This window comes from Lacrimispora sp., from assembly GCF_047605665.1.
Lineage (GTDB): Bacteria > Bacillota > Clostridia > Lachnospirales > Lachnospiraceae > Lacrimispora.
The window spans coordinates 25,159-47,370 of the sequence record NZ_JASGFH010000025.1 but is presented as its reverse complement, the minus strand read 5'-3'; the positions used below and the strand labels follow the sequence as shown (position 1 = coordinate 47,370).

Genomic DNA, 22,212 nt, shown 5'->3' with positions numbered 1-22,212 from the left:
CCCTCCTTTAATTTTCTGTTTCCGTCATATTTTTTTCATACTCTGCAACCACGGATTTTCCTTTTTTCACAACGCCATTTGCCTTGTATGTAAAAGAATATCCGTTCTGATTGGCCACGATCATCATGATAATGGGATCGCATCCGTTCTTTTTAATGGCATCGATATCCACATCAACAATCTTTTCCCCAGCTCTGACCTTTTCATTCACTTTTTTAAAATACTTAAACCCTTTTCCTTTTAAATTCACAGTATCTATGCCAATGTGGACCAGCAGCTCGATCCCTTCTTCTGTAACAATGCCAAATGCATGTTTTGTGGGAAATATCATGGTGATGGTTCCATCAGCCGGGGCAACGACAGACGGCTGGCCGGGGGTGATGGCAACGCCATCCCCTATAGCCAGGCTGGAAAAGGCTTTGTCCGGAGTTTCCGACAAGCGGCACATCGTTCCTGTGGCAAAGGCTACCATTGTATTCTCTTGTCTTTCCTGTGTACCAAACCATTTGCTGAAAATACTCATATTCTCTTTACCTACTGTGGGATTGCTGAGTCATCAAAGCCCAATACCATGGTTGTCACAACCGATACGGCAAATGTCACTGCAATGGCAATGGTAATCGCCATCATTGTGTCCATAAAAATCGGAATGGCTAAGATGCTGGAATAACCCAATGTATAGGCTTTTGCTCCCATGATTCCCGCTGTCGCTCCGCCTGCAACGCTGCCGGCAACCACTGCATAAAACGGCTTTTTCAGCCTTAAGTTAATGCCGTAAATTGCCGGTTCGGAAACTCCTGAAACAATTGCACCAATCGCTGCGGAAACCGCTTCAGAGCGGAGTTTCTTATTTTTTGTACGGATGGCAACACCCACACAGGCTCCTCCTTCCGCAATATTATGTAAAATCCATGCAGGCCGGAAGAAATTATCGTAACCGGTTTTCGCCAGAAGCTCCGTCATAGGCGCCACAAACAGCATGTTCATGCCTCCCATAACCATAAAGGGCCACACTGCCGCCAGCAATCCGATTGCAACACCGCCTGTCACGTCGTAAACCGCCACAAAAATATTTACAATATAATTACCTACAATGGTTCCCAGCGGGGCCAGCACAACCATGACGACAGGCATGGCAGCAGCTAAGGTGAGCAGCGGGGCAAACACGGACCGCAAGACCCCAGGTATGACCCGATAGAAAAACTTTTCCAGACGGGCGACCAGAAGTGCCGATAAGACTGCAGGCAGCAGAGTATTGGAATAGCTCACCAGTGTGACCGGAAGGCCAAAGATGGTCACTGCCTGCTTTTCCGCAACTAACTGGATGAAATTGGGATAAAGCAGCATCAATGCCATGGCCATTGCAAAAGCCGGGTTTGATTTAAGGGTGCGGGAAGTCCCATAGGCGATGAAGACCGGCATAAAGTAAAACGGCACGTTGGACATAAAGTTAAACATCATATACGTGGTATTTGAAGTGACATCAGGCCAGAAGTATGCACTGACGCCTAACGCCACTTTCAGCATACCGGCACCGTACAGCACCGTGATGAACGGTGTCAGTGCAGAGGATAAAAATTGCGTCACTTTTCCCAGATAATAACCGAAGCCGGATTTTTTCTTAAGAGCATCATCTTCTTCATGGTACTCATCCACCTCTTTTTCTGTTTCCAGCCCGTATTCGTTTACGATATACTCAAATACCGGAAATAAGTTAGGGCCTAAAACAATCTGATACTGGCCGGAGCCAAATACGACTCCCAACACCCCGTCTGTTTTTTTAATCGCTTCGGTATCCGCTTTTTGTACATCTTTTAAAATAAACCGAAGCCTTGTGACGCAATGGGTCACACTGTTAACATTTTCTTTTCCGCCAATTAATTTCATAATAGAATCAGAGGATTCCTTCACATTAATTGCCATAAACTGCCTCCTTGAATTATTTATAATGTAAACCGCACTGCGCACATGCGGTTTCCTATCCCTTATTTTTGCAGTAATCTGCGAATATGAATGAATAAATAAAGCTTGTCATCATCATGCATCTGATATTGATACTTGCTTAAAATGTACCTTTCAACGTTCTTGATGGTTTCATCAATGAACGGAAACTCCAGTTCAAACCTTTGCAGCATGGAGTTGTTCCCGCAGTCTGTTTCTCTTGAATTTAAAACCACTTTTCTCATAAAAAACTTTAAATGGATGATAAACCGGGAGTAATCAAAGGACTCCGGATCAAGTTGAATCTGCAGACTTTCCGTAACGATATTCACCAGGTCCCTCACTCCGTACATAATCTCAAGGGTCTTCTGCCCCCTCTGATTGCTGGCATTGATGATGTGAAAAGCGATTGTGCTGGCCTCATCATAGCCCAGCTCAATGTGATATCTTTTATTGATCATATCCACGATTTCACATCCAATGGCATACTCTTCCTGATAAAACCTTTTAATTTCTTCACTTGCAATGCCGGGAAACAGCATGTCCTCTTCATACCGCTCAAGCAGATAATGAATGTGATCAGCGAGACTGACTGCCAGATTTTCATTTAATTTGCGGTTGAGGGACTTTTCGGCATGGCCGACGATCTGCATGGTGAGTTCAATCCGGTCAAAGGGAATCTCCTCCAGGATTGTCACCAGCTTATTCTTTACCTGGTTATTGACTTGTGCAAAGATTTTTATGATTTCCCCATCTGACAAATACTCATGGATTTTATGGCGGAATCCGATTCCATTCCCCACAGCGATATATTCCTGCTTTTGACGGTCCACCACAAAAACTACGTTGTTATTCAATATTTTTACAATCTTCCAGCACTCCATAATTCTCCTCCAAACGCAAAAAGGGCAAAATCCTTCTTTGAGAAAGATTTTGCCCAATAGTTTCATTTATGAAATATGGTAACAAGTCTTGTTTTTTGCATTATAGCATACTCCGCCAAATTATGCAAATCTTTTCTTTTCATTTCGTCATTTGCTGTTACAGTTCAGCCGATTCCGTTTAAGTATCTGTCGGGAACACAATCCCGCCCTTATTTCTGGCAATGTTCTGAACCTCGCACACAGTCAGTGTATGGTCCAAAAGCTGATAACACGTTTCTAAGTCCTTTCGGTTGATCATGGATTCAAACTCTATAAATTCATCAACCATGCGGTGCTCATAGCTGTTTTCATTGACATAGGAGCTGGTCCCATCATTTAAAAACACCTGGAAATGCTCGCAGACATTGACCGGAGTGTCCTGATACAGACAGCCTTTGTCCCCCTGAATATTATTGGCAATAGGGGCCTTGCAGTCCTTCGCTCCCACGCAGATGCACTGGAATGTCCCGTAATCCAGCTCCAGAATTCCAGACGTATCAATTCCTTTTTCCACATTAGGGAAATACTCCACTCCCTTGGGCCTTCCAAACAGCCCGACAACGTAATGAATATTGTAAATATTAATATCCATAAGAGCGCCTCCGCAGCAGCCGGGATCAAAGGCAGGAAGAATCTGACCCTTTTTAAAGCTGTCATACCTTCTGGAATACTGGGAATAATTGCACTGGACAATTTTAATATCCCCCAGAGCCGGCAGCATCTCCTTTATTTTCTTATAATTAGGAAAATGCAGAGTTGTAATTGCCTCCAGCAAAAGCAGCCCCTTTTCCCTTGCCAGCTCACTTAAAACCACGGCCTCTTTATAGGTCGGGGTAAAGGGCTTTTCAACGATCACATGCTTTCCGGCCTCCAAAGCCCTTTTTGCAAAGGAAAAATGCAGATGATTGGGCAGAGCCACATAAACCGTATCCGTTTCGCTGTTTAAAAATTCCTCATAATCGGTAAATTCCTGTTTGATATGATACTTGTCCGCAAGCTCCCTGCCTGTCTCCCGGCTTCTTTCCGTATAGCAGATGGCCGTCAGCTCTGTTTCCTTCAGATGATGGGTGATGGTCAGGAATTCCTGTACAATGACTCCTGACCCGACTATGCCTAACTTCATAATAAATATCCTCCGCCGTAAATTTATTTGCCGGTCAACCGATGCAGCCTATAAAAGCTTTAAATAACCGCCATAGCCTTCCCGCTCCATTTCTTCCCTGGGAATAAAGCGCAAAGAAGCGCTGTTGATGCAGTAGCGCAGACCGCCAAGCTCCTTTGGTCCGTCTTCAAAGACGTGGCCTAAATGGGCATCGCCGTTTTTGCTTCTCACCTCTGTCCGCACTCTTCCAAAGCTTGTATCCACATAATCGGAAATCAGGCTGGAATCAATGGGTCTGGAAAAGCTGGGCCAGCCGCAGCCTGACTCAAATTTATCAGCCGAGACAAAAAGCGGTTCTCCTGTGGTAATGTCCACGTATATCCCTTCCCTGAACTCATCGTAATATTCATTGTGAAACGGGTGCTCTGTGGCGCTGTTCTGAGTCACTTCAAATTGAAGTTCTGTCAGGCGTTCTTTTAACTCCTCCTGGGATTTCCTCGGATACTTCTTACTCACATCCACAGCCTTTTGTGCCTTTTCAAACTTGTCTGTTCCAATGTGGCAGTAACCGCCCGGATTCTTATCCAGATATTTCTGGTGATATTCCTCTGCTCTGGAATACTGTTTTAAAGGCATTACCTCAATGGCAATTTTCTCTTTGTATTTTTTCTGCAGCTCATCAAGGGAGGCCCGGATCACCGGCTCATCCTTTTCATCAACGAAATAGATTCCCGTTCTGTACTGGGAGCCCACATCTCCGCCCTGGCGGTTGATGGTGACAGGGTTGATCACATCATAATAAAGCTGTAATATAAAAGGCAGTCCTATAACGGAATCGTCATATTCCACCTTTACCGTTTCAGCGTGTCCCGTATTACTGTAGCACACCTGCTCATAAGTCGGATTTTCTGTATTGCCGTTGGCGTAGCCCACTTCTGTGAACAAGATTCCCGGAACATTTCCCAGGTACTTTTCTGTTCCCCAAAAACAGCCTCCTGCCAGGTAAATTTCTTTTTTCATAAGAACCTCCTGTCTCTTCATTTTTTACATGTCAATCGAATGGGTCAAAAAGGCCCGCTCTGTCAATTTCTATTATCATCATGCCACCGAATTTCATATTCATTCCCGTGACAATGGAAACTATCTAAATTTTACATCAATCTTCAAATATTGACAATGGTAAATCGATTTATAGTTCAGATGCGAAAATACGGAAAGAAACGGTCTTATCCGCAACCGGATTTCAACCGTTCTGTTCTAATAACACCAGGCTCAATTGTAATTGGAAACAGTAATTTGCATCCGCGATTTCCCTGCCAAGAATTTCTTCGCATTTTTTAATCCGGTATTTAATGGTATTCCTGTGAAGAAACATGTGGTTGGCTGTCTCCGTCACACTGCATCTGCAGTCTAAATACGTTTTGAGAGTCCTCCTGAGTTCCAATGTCATCTCATCCTCAGGATTGGTTAAGCCTTTCAAATGGTACAGGCAAAAACCCTTGATTTGTTCTCCGGATACCATCTTAAACAGTTCATTGGCATTGGTTGATTTGAAATATTTAATATAAGGAATGTTCTCCTTCTCTTCTCCGTATTGGTAGCTTTCCATTGCCGTATTATAAGAATTGTCAATGGTATCGAGCTGCGCCACGCTGTTGCCGAAGGAAAATGTGATGGGAACCTGCAGCAGGCGCAGCAAAGCCTCATGGTAATCTTCCAGAACATTTTCCAAATCTCTGTAATTGCCCTGTATCAGCAAGACGTATTGATACGTCAGAGTCTCCGGAAAGACGATGATATCCCCGTGGAATTTCTCCTGCAGTTTCCCATTCAGCCAGTCATAGATTAAAATATACCGCTCTTCCCGGTAGGATAAGTTTAAGAAATCAAACTCCCTTCTTCCAAAGGGCTCCAGGGTCGCCAGGATTATTTTATAGCAGGAAGCCGGCTTTAACCCGTACTTCTCCCCTACTGTGAACAACTGGGCGGCAGACCACCGCTCTTTCCTGTGTTTGTTTACAAGGATATGTAAAATCGATTCCTTCTGCTTTAAGGGGTTGCATCTCACATACAGATTTTTATATAAAAAAATGCCGAATACCAGTATCAACTGCTCGATCACAATTCCGGATAAGGCATCCTCTTTTTCTCCGCCGCCGTAAATATAAAGATAATAAGGATTTTTCCCAACCGTCTGTATGGGATAAATGCGGATTTTTTGATTGTTCCCTGACCCGCTGACAAGGTTTTCAAAGCTGTCCGCCTTTTTTTCATAGAGAGAGAGCTCATAAAACAAGCTCTGTGCTGTTTTTAAATGCTCTTTTTGACACGTATGAGCCGCTGCTTCCACCTCCCCAAAGGGGTTGAGCAATGCGGCCGGTTTCTTGAGGACCAGCCCTAAATTATTCATCATAACGCTAAGGGAAGCCCCCTGAAGCAGGAGCCCGGAAAATTTCTTCTGCGTGTTTAAGGCAAAGGTCAGCTCTGCATTCTGATTGTCCCAGATATAGGCCAGTAACTGCTGAAATACTTCTCCTAATGTCATCTGAGAAGGAATCTGGATCAGCGGAAATCCCAACTGGTCCGCAAGCTCTAAGACTTCCGGCTCCAAAGAGTCAATAAAGCGCCCCAGCTTAATGGCAAGCCCTGCACAGGGCAGACGGTCCAGGCTGTGGATAAACTCACATAAGCCGGACTGGTTTTCCTTGAAAGCCATTCCGGTCGTAATTAACAGCGTATTCTCAGGCAAATAAGATGCAACATCAGGCGTCTCCGTGGACTCAACCGTAAAAATCTCTCTTTTTAAATCAGCCTTTTTATTTAGCACCTTTAAATTTTGAAATATGGGTTCTCCTAATAATTTCTCAACGGTCATATTATGCCTCTCTTTTTACAGTCCGAATCGTCTCCATGTCTCTTGATTCATTATACTATGTGTTTTTTATCATAGCAATCCGGCATTGATGTAAAATCCTCATATACAGAGTTGTCTGCCTTCTCCGTTTAAAGGGCATTGTTCCCGGAACAATGCCCCTTTTCTCCCCGGAATATATTCACGATCATTGGCTGCCGTTTAAAATTTTATAATCCAGTTCATTTTCATCTTTTGCGATTATCATGGCAATAAAAACATCGGTGTCCACATTTAATACGGTGCGGAACATTCCGGAAAACCAGTCAATGCTGAATAGAAAAGCAATGCTTTCCAGAGGAAGCCCCAGAGCAGGAACAACCGTAGCCAGGGCCACCAAACCGCCTCCCGGAACGGTCACGGTTCCAAGGCAGGACAGGGTTGATAATACAATGATGCGGACCAACTGGGGACCGGAAAGAGGAATGCCGTAAATCTGGGAAATGGTGATGCATGACAGTGCAAGAAACATGGACAGGCCATTGCTGTTTAACGTCATCGCGAGAGGGATGACAATTCCTGATATCTTCTTGCTGACTCCCAGCTTCTTCTCGCTGTCTTCCATCTGAGTGGGAAGGGTAACAGCGGAAGAAGTCGTAGTGAATGCAACCATTGTCATATTAAACAGCTTCCTTGTCACATTGACCGGATGGGTCCTGCAATAGAAAGATACAAAAGCAATCATGCCCACCATGTACAAAAGGGAACCAATTCCGAATACCAGGAGAAATTTAACCAGTGGCATGATGACCTTGATGCCTGTTGCGCCCGCCGTATAAGCCAGCAGCGCTCCGATTCCCAACGGGGCCAGTTTCATGACCCTTCGAACAATTCCGAGTATCACTTCATTAAATTCTTTTATGACTCCAATGAGCTGGCTGTTTTCCTTTCTTATGCGGTACGCTCCAAGGGACGTGCCAAATAATACGGAAAATACAATTACCTGAATCATATTGGAACTCGCCATGGATTCTACGATATTGCTGGGCAGGAAATCAAGAATCATGCTGTAAATCCCCTTATCCGAGACCTGGACAACCTGATCTGAAACCGGCAGGGTAAGCCCTTTTCCGGGCAAAAGGAGCTGGCCCAAAGCACCTCCTATGACTGCAGCGATCACAGTGGTCAGCAGAAACCAGAACAGCATCTTAACGCCGAATCTCCCTAAATCCTTGGGATCTAAATTGGCTACAGATTCTATGACTGCCCCCATGACCATTACCACGACAGACATCTGAATGAGACGAAGGAAGATATCTCCTATGAGCTTGATATCCTTCACCTTATCCCCGAAGCAGATTCCAAGCAGCATTCCTCCAAGCATCCCAATTATGATCTGAACTGTCATTGATAATTTTATCTTCTTCATTCACGGACCTCCAATCAAATTTTTGCCTTGCCTTTGATAAAGCGAACCCCTGCTGCCATACCGCAAATCATATCGCAGCCAGAGGTAGACCCTATCCTCTTTATCTCATCAATATACCTCCCGATCAACAAAGAATCCTTCTGAACCAAGGCATTTAAAAGTCCCACCACCGCATCATGAAAACGGCCTCCCAGTGCGCAGCGATAATAGTGCTCACTGATATCGGTCGTATACCCATGGTCTGTCAATGCCTTTAACCCTGAGAGAAAGGGGCTCCCCAATATGGGATAAATCCGGTCTATGAAAAGCAGCCCCATAAGGAAATCATCTCCTGACGGTGTCAGCCCCATCCCTCTTCCGATCCATTTCTTTATTATTTTTTCAGCCTCTTCCCTGGGTTTTTTAAAGGCCTGGTATAATTCTTCCACTTCCTTTGTCATCAGAAAGGAGCCAATGGATTCTCCGAATCCCGTAGGAAGCTCCCGATCAATGAGTCTTTCAAATATAGATAGCCCCTCCCTGTCTATGGGATAAGCTTTTTTCTCAATGAAACTGCTGTATATCCGGGTGTCTTTTAAGCAGATTTCTGCAAAATCCGAATACAGGACTTTTCTATTCCCATCCCACCGGAAACTGCGGGAGGGCGAGACCTGTGCCAGAAATACAGGCACATCCTCCTCATTTAATAAAATACCGTAAGGAACGAGAGCATTATTTTTATTTCCGATAAAACACAGGGAGGATGGAAGCACCAGATTGCAGCCGCTCTCAAACCGGCTGTGGACTCTATATGTATCGCATTGGTTTAACGTTTCTAACAGCTCCGATGCTGCCATCTGCCCTGATAATCTTATCATAATCCTTATCCCTTATAACCTAATTTTTTCGCATAAGCTTTGACTGCTTTCTGGAAGCATTCAATGGGCGGATGAACCGTTCCGGCTCCGATCTGCCCCACACCGGCTTCCTTATGGGCGATTCCCGTATTGATGACCGGCGTGATTCCCTTTTCTACCACCTTCCTGGCGTCAATGCCCAGGCAGGTCCCCTGAAAATTCCATGTGGGGATGGCAAAATTGGGATTCTGGCCAATAACGATTTCCAGCATTTCATTGCTGATTCGAAGGGCATCGGGAAAACCGCCTGTACCGACGAACCGGGTAACCGCAGGGGCCGCTATCATTGCCATCCCGCCTACTCCAAAGGTTTCTGTGATGGCGCTGTCTCCTATATCGGGGCTGGCATCCTCTCCTGAATATCCTGTAAAATACAGGCCCTGGGGAGTATTGACCGGTGCCGTAAACCACTCATCTTTCATTCCGCTGATCCTGATGCCGAAATTTTCTCCATTTCTGCACATGGCGGTTACAATGGTTCCTTCCGTAATCATACGGGCCCCATCCATAACTGCCTTGGACGCTGCCATCATAATATTTAAGAAGAACTGGTCTGTGTCAGCCAGAAACTGAATGACTTCCTTTTTCTTCTCCTCTTCGATGGAAAGGCCTGCTATGACAGGAGAGACTTCTTTTAAGAATAGAAGGGAAGCCGCGATATTTCTCTGATGGAATTCATCCCCCATGGCAATGGCTTTTGCTACCATGGGATTGATGGCAAGCCCCTCTTTATACTCCCTTAAAGCCATGGAAAGCACCGGTCCCAGCACATCTCTCATCCAGCCTAACCGCAAGATGACTTCTCTGGAGTATGCACCGAATCTGAGAACCTTTCCGATTCCTTCGTTCATGGAGCAGTACGCCCTGTTTTTGTCAGCGGTATTCTCTACCACAAATACAGGCATATTGGCTGAAGTGATGCCTCCCATAGGCCCTACGGCATCGACATGATGGCAGGGAATGAATTCCACTTCGCCCTGGCTTAAAAGCCTGACTGCCTCTTCCCCGGTAGACGCCCATTTCTCAAACAGGGCGGCTCCGATGCAGGAGCCCTGCATGGGGCTGGTCATATTTTCCCAAAGAATGGGAGGGCCTGCATGGAGAAGCACCTTGCCCTGGTTTAATTCTTTGATTACAGATTTAGCCGGCACCACATCCAGTAAAACCGGCGATGAAAGGATTATTTTTTGTATGACTGCCTGATTTGCATCGTCTATTGTATCATATAACATAAGAACCTCCTCATATCCACATAAGTCATCTTTGCCGATTCCCTGCTATCTGGAAAATTTATGGCCTCTTAAATACTGCAGGACTTTGATCAATTCCAGATCTCCTCCTGCAGGCGGCGTCCACTGATACTGTACTGCCTTGCAGGAAAACTCTTCCAGCACCTCAGTGAAGCTTTTAAGTCCAATGTTAATGACTCTGGGTTTTTGCTCAAGCAATTCCATAACTTTCTCAGACACCGCATGAACCTTATCCGCTTTCGCCTTTTCCCTGGGCTCAATGGTCTTTTCTTCCTCGTGGCAGGGATGGCCGATCAGACAGAGGGCGGTTTCTACAGCTCTCTTATTGCTCGTACAAACGATGACGCCTGCATCCTCCAGTTTTTTCTTCTGCAAATCGTAGTTCTGCTTATCAGCCTTTGTTCCGCAGATAGTGGCTACAAAGTAGACCCTGCGCCCCTGATTCTTCACCTGCTCCATCATATCCTTAATTCCGGGCAGAAGGGCTCCTGCCATGTCTTCATGAGAGCCGTATCCCAGTACGAGATCAAACAGAATCACGCCCGTCTGCTCTTCCTCTAAAGCCTGCTTCATGCACACGATCCTGTTTGCCGGGTCGATCATGGGATGGGGTTTTCCAACGGTATAAACGTCGTCTCCCAGGTCTATTACCGTGTAGCCCTGCGTATTGAGCATATAACCTTCCTGCTTATCTCCTGCTCCGGAAATACCTGCGGTTTCCTTTATCAGCATCACTGCCTCCGAAGCCAGGGTGCCGCCTGAATAATAGCCTTTTATGGTCCTAAGGTCTTCTCTCTTAAACCCTTCCTCCACCGAAGGTTTCCACGGGTCCAGCACAACCGCTTCTTTTCTCACCAAGGAAACTGCGATTCTGGCCGCTTCATCCAGAGTATACGCATGGTAGAAATTCTCCTCATGTATCTCCGGTTTTTCACCCAGGAATAGGGTCACCACAGGCTTTTCATAGTTCCCAAGCCTCTTTACAATCACATCCCTCACTTCCTTGGCAGGAGGCTTTGACAGGATGACAACGACCTCTACCTGGGTATCCTTTTCCATGGCATCAATGGCGTCCAGCATGGTAATTCCGCCTACCTCAGCGGATAAGTCCCTGCCGCCTGTGCCAATGGCATTTGCAACCCCTTCACCCAACTGGTCGATGATGGTCGTCACCTCCTGGATTCCCGTGCCGGAGGCGCCGATGACTCCGATCTTTCCCATTTTGACATGGTTGGTAAAGGCGATTGGAACGCCTTTGATGATCCCGGTTCCGCAGTCCGGCCCCATAACCAGCAGACCTTTTTCATGAGCCTTTTGTTTCAGATATATTTCATCCTTCTTTGATACGTTATCGCTGAAAATAAACACATTTAAATTCTCATCAAGGGCTCTGTCAGCCTCTGCCGCCGCATACATGCCCGGTATGGACAGGACTGCTAAATTGGCATCAGGCAATTTTTTCAGAGCCTGCTCCCAGGAAGACACGACGTGTTTTTCTTCCCCTTCGGAGGAACCCTTAGACTGGCTTTTTAAAAACTCCTCTGTTTCTTTTAAAACCTGCCCCACAGTCTCCTCTGTTTCTGCATCCACCACAATGGCCATGTCATTGGACTTAGCCTCCATTAATTCAGGAGTCTCCAGGCCGCTCGCCTTAAATAAGTCCTTATTGGACGGGGTAGCCATCATAATGGAAACCTTATTGACTCCCGGCATGGCAGAGATTTTATTGGTCAGCAACATAAGAACTACAGAATCCTGATAACTTCCTTTTTGAATTATGGTTTTAATCATGCTGCACTCTCAGCTCCTTTTACTCAGCAAACTTGTTCTTGTGATCGTAGCGATTGTAGTGAATGTCTTCACTGATTAAATACTGGTAGATATCATCCACGATTTCTATGCCAGCCTTATCGTATTGAGCCTTTCTTAAAAGTCCCCTCTCTCCGGGATAATACACCTTGTCAAAGCCTTCTGCCGGCTTAATGGCTGCCAGCTCTTCCATGGTAGCGGTTATATCCTTTTTAAATCTCTCCAGGCCGATAAACTTGTTTGGATCGATTACAATGTGAAGCTGTCCCAAATCCCGGCCTTTTGATAAGTCTTCATACATACTGCTCACATGCTTTCCAAAGGGCAGGCCCAGAAGAACACCGGAAAGCATATCCACCATCATCATCAACCCATATCCCTTTGCTTCCGCAATGGGAACGAGGGCATTTACCAGGGTGGAATCGGTTGTCGGATTTCCATTGACATCCACTGCCCAGGTGCTTGGAATGGGTTCCTTTTTAGAACGGGCATACAGCACCTTTCCCCAGGCCTGAACCGTTGTGGCCATATCGAATATGATGTTTCTTCCGTCAGCTCCCGGTGCTCCAAAGGCAATGGGGTTGGTTCCATAGTAAGGCTCTGAGCCTCCGTAAGGAACGGCCATGGGGTCTGACTGGCACATGGAGATGGAAACCAGGTCTTCTTCTGCGGCCATTTCCACATAATATCCCAGGCTGCCGCTGTGGGAGATATGCTTGGCTCCGATCACGGCCACGCCTGTTTCCTTTGCCATCTTAATGGCCTCTTTCATGGAGAGAACTGCGGCGGCATAGCCTGAGCCGTTGTCCCCGTGGAATATCCCGCTTGCCGGGCCTGTTCGCTCGAATTTAAAATCGGGATGAACGGTGATACCGCCTTTTGCGATTCTCTCGGAATAGTACTCCACCCGGACAGCTCCGTGGGAGTGAATTCCTCTTGCATCAGACCAGGTGAGGATGTCTGCCGTCATATCTGCATGCTCCTTGGTCAGCCCTGCCTTTTGAAGTTTATTGCTGATCAGTTCATGCAACTGCTCTTCCGTTACTCTCATACACTTTCCCTAAGTACCCCAGGCCGTTCCTGGGGTACTGCCGCATCCCGCGGCTGCCTTTCTTTGAATATATTCTTTTAATCGATTCCCTGCACGTTCTTATATCTCTGCATCTCTGTTGCAGTCCTTTGAATATACATAGGCAAACTCTTCTTCCCGCCCTACTCCATAAGCCGCCTGTAAGCTGTAAGCGCCCATAAACAGGTAGTCGCCCTTTTTCACCGGAATCCAGTTATTGTCCAGATTGTATACGCCTTCCCCTGAGTAGATGTAGGCTCCGTGCTCCTGGAAATGGGTTTCAATATAACCGTGGCAGGCGCCAGGCTTAAAGCTCAAGATATGGAAATTCATATCAAATCCAATATCAGATGCTGACGGCAGGAAGTCTTTCACGCCTACGTCTTCCATTCCTTCATAAGGGGTAAAGGGCACATCCCCTATATTGCCGCAGACTGTATGGGCTTCGTGACCTTCAATCCTGTTATATCGCCTCTTATATAAGAATGCTTTTGCCGGTGTATCCCCTGCATTGACAAAGCTCACCTTATTGCCATCCGGAGAGAATATGTATCCGCCGTCTGTCAGCTCTTCTTCCCTGTCCTCATTCTTAACTTTTACCTTACCCTCCAGAATATAGAGGAATACTTCGATGCCGTCTCCGCCAAATCCGTTTGGATTGCCGCCGCCCTGTTCCATTGTCACAAGATAGTCCACAAAAGAAGCTCCCATCTTTGGGGAAGATAAAATGGTTACTGCACATTTCTCGAATCCCGGAATCACATTCTTTACCAGACCATCGGGCTCTATTAACGCAAAATTTCCTCTTTTTACGATGGAGCGGCTGGCTAAAATATCGTTCCTGTATCCGGTTACCTGATTGATGTAGCTCATAATTCATTCTCCTTTATTCTTCTATTATTTTGTTTTGCCGAAAAACGTCCTCGCGTTAAATACCAAAAACAGGGTTGTTCCTAAAATCAGCAGCAATGCCCCCACATAAAATCCCACTTCACCTGATCCGGTCTTATCCATAATAAAGCCTGTAAATGCCGGAGCGATAATGGATGAAGACATTCCAAAAAAGTTGAACATTCCCAGGGTTGTCGCCATGTTCTTTTTGCTGGCTTTATCTGACACATAGGAGATTAAGACAGGGTCAACTGCCATCTTGCCCAAAAAGCCGTAGAGCAGCAAAATAAAGGTCAGGGATAATGCGTCCGGCATTAACATGGAGGAAGCCACCAGAACAAAAGCGGATAATTCCAGGCCGATGATGATCAGTGCCTTTTTCCCTCTGAACTTATCAGAAAGCCCTGCAAAAAACAGTGCGCCCGGTACGGCTGTAACAGAGATCATGGAAACCACAAGGCCGATCTTTCCGCCGGCAATTCCTCTCTCCGCCTCCAGGAATTTGGGAAGCCAGGTTACGATCAGATAATAAGCATAACACGTGGAAAAATACAGTATGTAACAGGAAATCATGTTAAGGGAAAGGAGGGAAGACCTCTTCTCTGTCTCCGAGTTCCCGTCATCGGCCTTTGCGTTGGTCTTTTTCTGAGCTGCCTGATGTTTTCCCCTGTCTTTAATGGCAATGGCAAACCAGACCACCAGCAGTACAATAAGGCTGGCTGAGATCGTCACCATTGTCTGCCAGGGCATCTTCAACGTCTTGACGATAAAGCTGGAACCCGTCATTCCGAGAATCAATCCCACAGCAGAACCGCTGTTGACAATGGCAGTGGAGATGCCTTTTTTCTCAGGTGGCACGTGCTGGGCTGTTAAAGAAAATGCAGCCCCGTAATAAGTACCGCAGCCGATTCCCGCACATACGCTTCCTAAATAAATCGTATTCAGTGACTTTGACATGGCAATGCTGAAGGCTCCTAAAGCAAAGATGAGAAAGCCCGGTATGAGAACCCGCTTCTGTCCAAACCGGTCCACCAAAAATCCGGACGGTATCTGCAAGGACGTGTATCCGAAGAAGTAGCAGCTTGCGATCAAACCCATTGCCGTATTTGACTGGGCGCCTACGGTTCCCTGGATTTCTGAATAAATCGGCGACAGCATGGAACGGTAAATCCAGATAACCACCCAGCCTAAGCAGAAGGTAAATACGACTGTCTTCCAATAATTTTCCGGTAATTGTTTTGTTATACTTTGATCTCCCATAGTGTCCTCTTTTCTTATTTATAAGATAATTCATACAGAGATTCTTTTAAGGCTTCTATTCCCTGCTTTAAGTCAGACAGTTCTGTTCTCTCCGCAGGATTATGGCTGATTCCTTTGATGCTTGGGACAAAAAGCATGCCGGTGGGAATCCTCGGCGCTATGATCTGGGAATCGTGGCCCGCACCGCTGTGCATCATCCGGTAGTTCAGCCCTTTTTCCCTGCATACACCTTCGATCAGGCCAATCATTTTTTCATCCATGGGAACAGGCTGTTCATCCATCCATAAGTCAATCTCAATTTCCACCCCATACTTGCCGGCGATCTGCTTCATATGTTCTTCCAGCTCACCTGTAACGCGTTTTAAAAGCTCCTTATCCGTGTGGCGGCAGTCCATGGTGAACAAAGCTTCCCCCGGAACCACATTCACGGTATTGGGCTTTACCTCAATTTTCCCAAAGGTCAAAACAAGGGGGTCTCCTATGTCTCTCGCCTTCTTTAAGGAATCCGTGACGATTTCAGCAAATACCTGAATGACATCCTTTCTGTATTTCATAAGGGTCGTTCCGGCGTGATTTGCCTCGCCCTTTAAGGTGATGTTATACCGTTTCTGCCCTACAATTCCTGTGATAACTCCTACCGATTTTCCTTCCATCTCAAGGGTATTTCCCTGTTCTATGTGAAGCTCCACAAACGCCTTCACATCACCCATGGAAGTGCCTGTATCCTTTTTAAAGTCAAATCCGCATCCGCGCATGGCATCCACAAATTTGATTCCTTCTGAATCCGTGATATTCTCAACGTCTTCCTTCTTAGCTAAACCAAACAGGTTTTTGCTCCCCCAGAAGACATAGGGGAATCTGCTCCCTTCCTCTTCTGCCATGGAAATGACCTCAAGGTTCTTTTTCGGCCTTCCCCATGTTTCCAGCAGGCTTTTCACCGCTAAATACCCCCCGAAGATTCCAAGCTGGCCGTCCAAGTTCCCTCCATTGACTACCGTGTCTACATGAGAGCCTGTGGCAACTGTGCCGGATTCCGGTTCCGTTCCCACCAGCCTTCCATATAAATTCCCCACTTCATCAAACCTGGTCTCCATGCCTATCTGCTCGAATTTTTCTTTCAGAGCCATCTGCACCTCAAGCCAGCTTTTGGAATACAGAAGTCTGGTCATACCGCCGGCTTCGTTTTTCCCGTAAGAAGACATCCAATCCAATATCTCTTTAATTTCATTGACGGAAATATCCATTTGTGCTACCTCCTGAACCTTTTTCTATGGATTCGAATCTATGCTTTTATTGTAAAGATATTTTCCTCATAATACATCAGCCAAATGGGATAATCCGCTTTTTACTTTTTGTATATTTGGCACAATAACACTTTGATTTTCAGGGCTTTCATTGAGCATATTGTTAATTATTTTTCAATCTCACCTCTTTCTTACGGCGACTTTTCTGTTTTTCTACAGATACTTCATACTTTTTAGTCACAATATCTTAATTAACACAAAAATGGGCTCTGCCTTTTTAATCGAATCATCGGATTAAAAAGGCAGAGCCCAAAATTAAAACACGTCATTTTCTCTTTTCACATTTCTACTGTCCGCATGCCGGATTTACGGGACACAGACAGCGGCTTGAATTAAAGAATCTGGCTGGTGAGTAAAAACTCCTGCATCCCGTTATAAGCCAGTTCTTCCTCAATGCCGGTAAACTCCAAAATCATTTCGTCCCCAAGTTTTAGATTCATTCCCATGATTGCCACCATATCAGAAGCATCGGCGGTCTGTCCGTCAAAAGAAACTGTGATTTTACAGTCGTATTTCCGGCTCTCCCTGGCCAGCATGACTGCCGGTCTCGCATGAATTCCATACGGTTCTCTTATTGTGTAATGAAGTGTTTTCATCTTCCCTCCCTGTACACGGTTGTACATTTTATAAAATGACATCAGGAAACCACAAATAATTTTTAACACCATTATACATGCCCGGAAAAAATATGTCCACTTTATTACAGAAAAGCCGGCAGCGAAAAAATACCACCGGCAAAATGCCGATGGTAAAATACAGGGTTATTTGAATGGATTTACCGGTTCCACAGAAAAGGGTCGCCTGTCTGAGCCAAATACTCTTTCAGCCTCAAACGGTATGCCAGAATTTCCTCACTCTCACAATCCGGTTCCACCGGCCTGGGATTTTTCTCATATGGGTCCTCTTTGCTGTCGTAGAGATATTCCCTCTGAGGCTCTCCCGGAGCGTAGCCGTTGGTCATGATATACGTATAACGCTTATCCTTAATTCCGCGCCAGCCATATGCTTTATGAGTAAGGCCCTGATCGGAAAACGTCTTAACAAGATCAGCCGAGCCAGGATAGGAGCAAAGAAACATATCCTGGGGCTGGTTTTTATCAGTGCCAAACATTCCGCCTCCATGACTGTATCCCTCACACGTATCCGGTACGGGAAGGCCCAACAGCTCCAAAAGAGTTGGCATGTGATCCGGACTTGCAAAGATGGCATCGTTATCTTCCGGTTCTATTCTTCCTTTCTGACGCATCATAAGGGGTATATGAATGGATTCTTCATACCATATGTTTTTGCTCATCAGGCCATGAGAACCCAGCATTTCTCCATGATCAGCAGATAAGACCACCAGAGTGTTCTCTTCCATGTGATTATCCTTTAAAAACTGAAGGATTCTTCCAAACTGTTCATCAATGCCGTAGATTGCGGCAAAATACTGTCTGGTCTGAGTTTCTAAAAGACCGCCCTTTTCCCGCATCTCCTCCGGCACATTGTCCCGGTAATGAATTTCCAGATCTTTAAATTTTTCATAATACCGGTCAGGAACCAGCTCATAGGGAAGGTGGGGCGGATTATACGATAAGAACAGAGCAAAGGGCTGTTCTTCTTTTGCCTTGTTTTCCATATATTCCAGGGCTTTGTCAGTTTCAAACTCAGCAGACCATTTTCCCGGCCTGATCTGTTTCTCGTCATCCTGCCAGTAGTGAGGGTCCAGATGCTCGTCATCGGCGCCGTAAGACAGCCAGTAATCAAATCCCTGTCTTCTCTCTCCCGGCGGCGTATAGGCATCCCAGCCTTTTGCACCGGAAGGAGGATTAGAGGTGAAATTAAGCTCTGAAGCATCCAGATGCCATTTTCCGATATAACCGGTTTCAAAGCCTCCGTCTTTTAATACATTGCCGATACAGGTTTCCTGGGGCTTTAACATGATTTTTTCTTCCAGCCCCACCTTGCAGTTGGTCCACATTCCCACCTGGAAGGGATATTTTCCGGTCATCAGAGAGGCTCTGTGGGGAGAACACAGGGGAAATGTGCTGTATGCATTGGTAAACCGCATACTTTCCTCTGCAAAGGAATCAATGTTGGGCGTTACCACCTGATCCATATTCTGATATCCTATGGCATGTGCCCGCCATTGATCCGCAAAAACGTATAAAAGATTTGTTTTCATTCCTCTTATCCTTTTATTCCGCTGGCAGCAACACCTTCCACAAAGAACTTCTGACAGCTTAAAAATACGATGATAACAGGGATCAAAGAGCATACCGAAGATGCCATGATCCATGCATAGTCCGCTCCGAACTGGGATATGAACATCCGGATACCTAACTGAATCGTCTTTAATTCCTTTGTCTTTAAGTAAATGAGCGGTCCCATAAAATCATTCCATACATTGGTGAATGTAAAAATAGTCAGGGTTGCCATTGCAGGCTTTCCAAGAGGGAACACGATTCTTGCGAATATGCCGTACTCATTTAACCCGTCTATTCTGGCTGCCTCGCATAATTCATCCGGAATGCTGACATAAAACTGACGGATTAAAAACACACCGAATGCAGAAAACGCCTGCATCAGAATCAACCCTAAATGGGTATCGTTAAGGCCGAGCCTGGAAACCAGAATAAACTGGGGAACCATGTATACCTGCCATGGAATAGCGATGGTGGTCACATACATAAGGAAGATTAGGTCCTTGCCTTTAAAACGTGTTTTCGCAAAGCCGTAGGCAGCAAAACAACTGGTGAACAACTGGATGACTGTGGTAATGACCGTCAGCTTGGCAGTATTCATAAAGAAGGTCATAAGGGGCAGCTTCTTCCAGATAATTTTGTAGTTCTCCCAATGCATCTTATCCGGCCACCATGTCATAGGTATGGAAAATACGTCCTTATTAAGCTTTAAAGAGGATATTACCATCCAATAAAATGGCACCAGCATAAAAAGGGATAAAGCAGTCAATCCCAGATACAGAAGTATCTTTAAATCCTTTGTTTTCATTTTCATTGCCTTCCCTCCTTACATCATATCCTTAGACCACTTCTTTTCACCGGCAAACTGAATCAAGGTGACAACAAGCACGACAGAAAACAGAACAAGCGCTCCTGCACTTGCCGTTCCAAACTCCCAACTGGTAAATGCTTTTTCATAAATATAATTGACCAGGGTCTTGGTGGCGTTGCCGGGACCTCCTCCTGTCATTACATATACAAGGTCAAATACCTTAAAGCACTGAATAGTCAGCATGATCAGAACAAAGAACGTGGTTGGCGTCAGCATGGGAATGGTAATATACCGAAGCTTCTGGAAGCCGTTGGCTCCGTCTATTCCGGCCGCTTCATAAAGAGAACCTGAGATTCCCTGAAGTGCCGCCAGGTACACGATCATATAGTATCCCATGTATTTCCATACACTTACCACGGAAATAGCCACCATGGCCCATTTCACATCCACCACCCATCTGGGAGGCTTGGAAATGCCGATAAATTTCAGAAATTCATTAATCGGTCCAAAATCCGGCTGGAACAGCATATTCCATACCGCACCTACTGCCACGATAGAAGCAATATAGGGAAAATACAATGCTGTACGGAAAACTGCGACTCCCTTTAACTTTTTATTCAGCAGAACTGCCAGTAAAAGCGACAGTACTAAGGTCGGGAATACAGTGAGCAAAGCATATTGAATGGTATGGATAAAGGATTTAACAAAAAGATCATCACTGAAAATCTTGGCAAAATTACTCAATCCAACAAACTCCATGGGAGTCCGGGAGCCATCCCATTTCATAAAACTTAAAACAAAAGAAAAAACAACTGGAATGAATACAAAAATCGCATATCCAATTAAATTGGGCAGAATAAAGGAATAACCAATCAGGTTACTTCGGATTTCCTTCATTTGATGTGACGTCAATGTCTTTTTTACTTCTTTCATACAGAGTTTGCCTCCTTTTCACCTGTTCATTGCCGCAAAAAGAGCGCCTAGTCATAATGTTGGAAAAGGCGCTCTCCGGGCAATTAGTTTTTTTTACCAGCCCTTTATCTCTGCAACACGTTTATTCAGCTCTTCGATTCCCTGATCAACGGTATACTGCTTGATCATGATCATTTCATGAACTTCTTCGAGTACCTTTTTGATTTCAGTAATCTGTGGATCTAATGGGCGATCAAATATATAGTGGTTGTAAGACAATGCTTCAAGGTTTGAATCTCCCTCTGGGAAGAACTGTGCGGAAGCAATGGTCTTTAAAGATTCTTCTGTCTGGATACCGGTAAATACGCCCTGTTCAGCCAGGATATTAGCTGCTTCCTCGCTGGTTGCAAACTTCACGAAATCCCAGGATAACTCAGGCTCATCAGTGTAAGCGCTGATTCCCACCGGAGTAAGAGCTCCTACTGTGTAACCGGCTTCTGTATCAGCAGGATGAGGAATTCTTGCAATGCCCCAGTTAAAGGAAGTTTCGTCTGATGCACGGGACTGGATCATGGTTGCAATAAACCAGGTTCCCATTGGCATCATAGCACACTGCTGGTTTTTGAATACGGAAGAGTAATGGATGTTTCCGGTCTTTAATGTGGAAAAATCCTGAATATAGCCATTTTCCTGTAAAGCAAGAGCATTCTCATAACCTGGCTTTAAGAAGGAATAATCCTTTTCAACTACTGTATGCTCACCAGACTGAACAGCCCAGTTGGATACAAGTGCCTGCCAGATATGGTTATGTCCTCCATACACCTTTGAACTGCCTTCTCCGGAGGTCATCTTTGCAGCGAGAGCATCATACTCTTCCCATGTCATATCATTAGTCGGATAAGCAACGCCGGCAGCGTCAAAAAGATCCTTATTGTAGTATAATATATACCAGTCAGAACGGTATGGAAGTCCATAAGTTACTCCGTTATACTGAAGCTGTTCTGCTGCGCCATTGTAAACAGATAAATCCAGATTGTCCTTCTTCATGAAATCATCCAGAGGAAGAAGCTGTTTTTTGTCCGCCATCTGAAGCATGGAGCCCATATCTTTTACCCAGATGATATCAGGATCAGGCTGTGCTGCGGATAAACTGATTCCCAGAGCGTTATTGTATTCTTCAGCAGATGTATCAATAACGTTAATCTCCACATTTGGATTTTTTTCCTTGTAAGCATCAATGACTGCCTGGAATGTGGGTGATGTTTCATTATCCCAGGTTGTAACAGAAAGAACCTTCTTCTCTCCTGAATCCTGTGCTTTTGTCTCTTCGGCTTTCTCAGCCGCTGTTGTTGTCTGGTCTGCTGCTGCAGTAGTTTCTGCTGTTTTTCCGCCGCCGCATGCAGCTAAAGATGTAACTGCCATTCCGGTAGCTAATGTGATAGCTAAAATCCGTTTTAACCTCATAATAGTAAAACCTCCCTTTTTTGTAAGAAACACATAACCGTGCGTTCTTTATAATGCAATGTTACCAGAATTTTATTCGATTCAAAATGAACGATTTGCATAATTCTATTATTTTTT

At 45.3% G+C, this 22,212-nt stretch carries 19 protein-coding genes; all 19 read right to left on the bottom strand.

The window, feature by feature from the left end; all coding sequences use genetic code 11:
* Nucleotides 1-7: 7 nt before the first annotated feature.
* Complete coding sequence (locus QM657_RS17545) at nucleotides 8-523, bottom strand: PTS sugar transporter subunit IIA (protein WP_415067997.1); 516 nt, start codon at nucleotides 521-523, stop codon at nucleotides 8-10.
* An 11-nt stretch (nucleotides 524-534) separates the two neighbouring features.
* Nucleotides 535-1,923, bottom strand: coding sequence for a PTS transporter subunit EIIC (locus tag QM657_RS17540; RefSeq protein WP_415067996.1), 1,389 nt, complete (start codon nucleotides 1,921-1,923; stop codon nucleotides 535-537).
* A gap of 62 nt (nucleotides 1,924-1,985) precedes the next feature.
* Nucleotides 1,986-2,825, bottom strand: a complete 840-nt coding sequence (locus tag QM657_RS17535; protein WP_415067995.1) for a PRD domain-containing protein — start codon at nucleotides 2,823-2,825, stop codon at nucleotides 1,986-1,988.
* Nucleotides 2,826-3,003: 178 nt separating this feature from the next.
* Nucleotides 3,004-3,987: a Gfo/Idh/MocA family protein gene (locus QM657_RS17530; protein ID WP_415067994.1), complete on the bottom strand. Its 984-nt coding sequence runs from the start codon at nucleotides 3,985-3,987 to the stop codon at nucleotides 3,004-3,006.
* A gap of 48 nt (nucleotides 3,988-4,035) precedes the next feature.
* Complete coding sequence (gene msrB, locus QM657_RS17525; protein WP_415067993.1) at nucleotides 4,036-4,986, bottom strand: peptide-methionine (R)-S-oxide reductase MsrB; 951 nt, start codon at nucleotides 4,984-4,986, stop codon at nucleotides 4,036-4,038.
* A 223-nt stretch (nucleotides 4,987-5,209) separates the two neighbouring features.
* Nucleotides 5,210-6,841, bottom strand: a complete 1,632-nt coding sequence (locus QM657_RS17520) for a PucR family transcriptional regulator (RefSeq protein WP_415067991.1) — start codon at nucleotides 6,839-6,841, stop codon at nucleotides 5,210-5,212.
* Between the two features lie 184 nt (nucleotides 6,842-7,025).
* Nucleotides 7,026-8,246, bottom strand: a complete 1,221-nt coding sequence (locus tag QM657_RS17515; RefSeq protein ID WP_415067990.1) for a dicarboxylate/amino acid:cation symporter — start codon at nucleotides 8,244-8,246, stop codon at nucleotides 7,026-7,028.
* 14 nt (nucleotides 8,247-8,260) lie between these two features.
* A complete protein-coding gene (locus tag QM657_RS17510) occupies nucleotides 8,261-9,103 on the bottom strand; it encodes a DUF2877 domain-containing protein (RefSeq protein ID WP_415067989.1) in 843 nt (280 codons plus the stop codon).
* Between the two features lie 5 nt (nucleotides 9,104-9,108).
* Nucleotides 9,109-10,374: a DUF1116 domain-containing protein gene (locus QM657_RS17505; protein ID WP_415067988.1), complete on the bottom strand. Its 1,266-nt coding sequence runs from the start codon at nucleotides 10,372-10,374 to the stop codon at nucleotides 9,109-9,111.
* Between the two features lie 45 nt (nucleotides 10,375-10,419).
* Nucleotides 10,420-12,183, bottom strand: coding sequence for an acyl-CoA synthetase FdrA (fdrA, locus tag QM657_RS17500; RefSeq protein ID WP_415067987.1), 1,764 nt, complete (start codon nucleotides 12,181-12,183; stop codon nucleotides 10,420-10,422).
* 19 nt (nucleotides 12,184-12,202) lie between these two features.
* Nucleotides 12,203-13,252, bottom strand: coding sequence for an ureidoglycolate dehydrogenase (gene allD / locus QM657_RS17495; RefSeq protein ID WP_415067986.1), 1,050 nt, complete (start codon nucleotides 13,250-13,252; stop codon nucleotides 12,203-12,205).
* Nucleotides 13,253-13,351: 99 nt separating this feature from the next.
* Entirely contained in the window at nucleotides 13,352-14,143 is a 792-nt protein-coding gene (allE, locus tag QM657_RS17490) for a (S)-ureidoglycine aminohydrolase (protein WP_415067985.1), read from the bottom strand.
* Between the two features lie 24 nt (nucleotides 14,144-14,167).
* Nucleotides 14,168-15,421, bottom strand: a complete 1,254-nt coding sequence (locus tag QM657_RS17485) for an MFS transporter (RefSeq protein ID WP_415067984.1) — start codon at nucleotides 15,419-15,421, stop codon at nucleotides 14,168-14,170.
* 14 nt (nucleotides 15,422-15,435) lie between these two features.
* Complete coding sequence (gene allC, locus QM657_RS17480) at nucleotides 15,436-16,665, bottom strand: allantoate deiminase (RefSeq protein WP_415067983.1); 1,230 nt, start codon at nucleotides 16,663-16,665, stop codon at nucleotides 15,436-15,438.
* Between the two features lie 392 nt (nucleotides 16,666-17,057).
* Nucleotides 17,058-17,321, bottom strand: a complete 264-nt coding sequence (locus QM657_RS17475) for an HPr family phosphocarrier protein (RefSeq protein ID WP_415067982.1) — start codon at nucleotides 17,319-17,321, stop codon at nucleotides 17,058-17,060.
* 179 nt (nucleotides 17,322-17,500) lie between these two features.
* Nucleotides 17,501-18,889, bottom strand: coding sequence for a sulfatase (locus QM657_RS17470; RefSeq protein WP_415067981.1), 1,389 nt, complete (start codon nucleotides 18,887-18,889; stop codon nucleotides 17,501-17,503).
* 5 nt (nucleotides 18,890-18,894) lie between these two features.
* Nucleotides 18,895-19,722: a carbohydrate ABC transporter permease gene (locus QM657_RS17465; RefSeq protein WP_415067980.1), complete on the bottom strand. Its 828-nt coding sequence runs from the start codon at nucleotides 19,720-19,722 to the stop codon at nucleotides 18,895-18,897.
* A 12-nt stretch (nucleotides 19,723-19,734) separates the two neighbouring features.
* Nucleotides 19,735-20,652 (bottom strand): carbohydrate ABC transporter permease, encoded by a 918-nt coding sequence (locus QM657_RS17460; protein ID WP_415067979.1) that lies wholly within the window; start codon nucleotides 20,650-20,652, stop codon nucleotides 19,735-19,737.
* 93 nt (nucleotides 20,653-20,745) lie between these two features.
* The gene (locus tag QM657_RS17455) at nucleotides 20,746-22,095 is read right to left on the bottom strand and encodes an ABC transporter substrate-binding protein (RefSeq protein WP_415067978.1); all 1,350 of its coding nucleotides are present in this window, start codon (nucleotides 22,093-22,095) and stop codon (nucleotides 20,746-20,748) included.
* Nucleotides 22,096-22,212 lie beyond the last annotated feature (117 nt).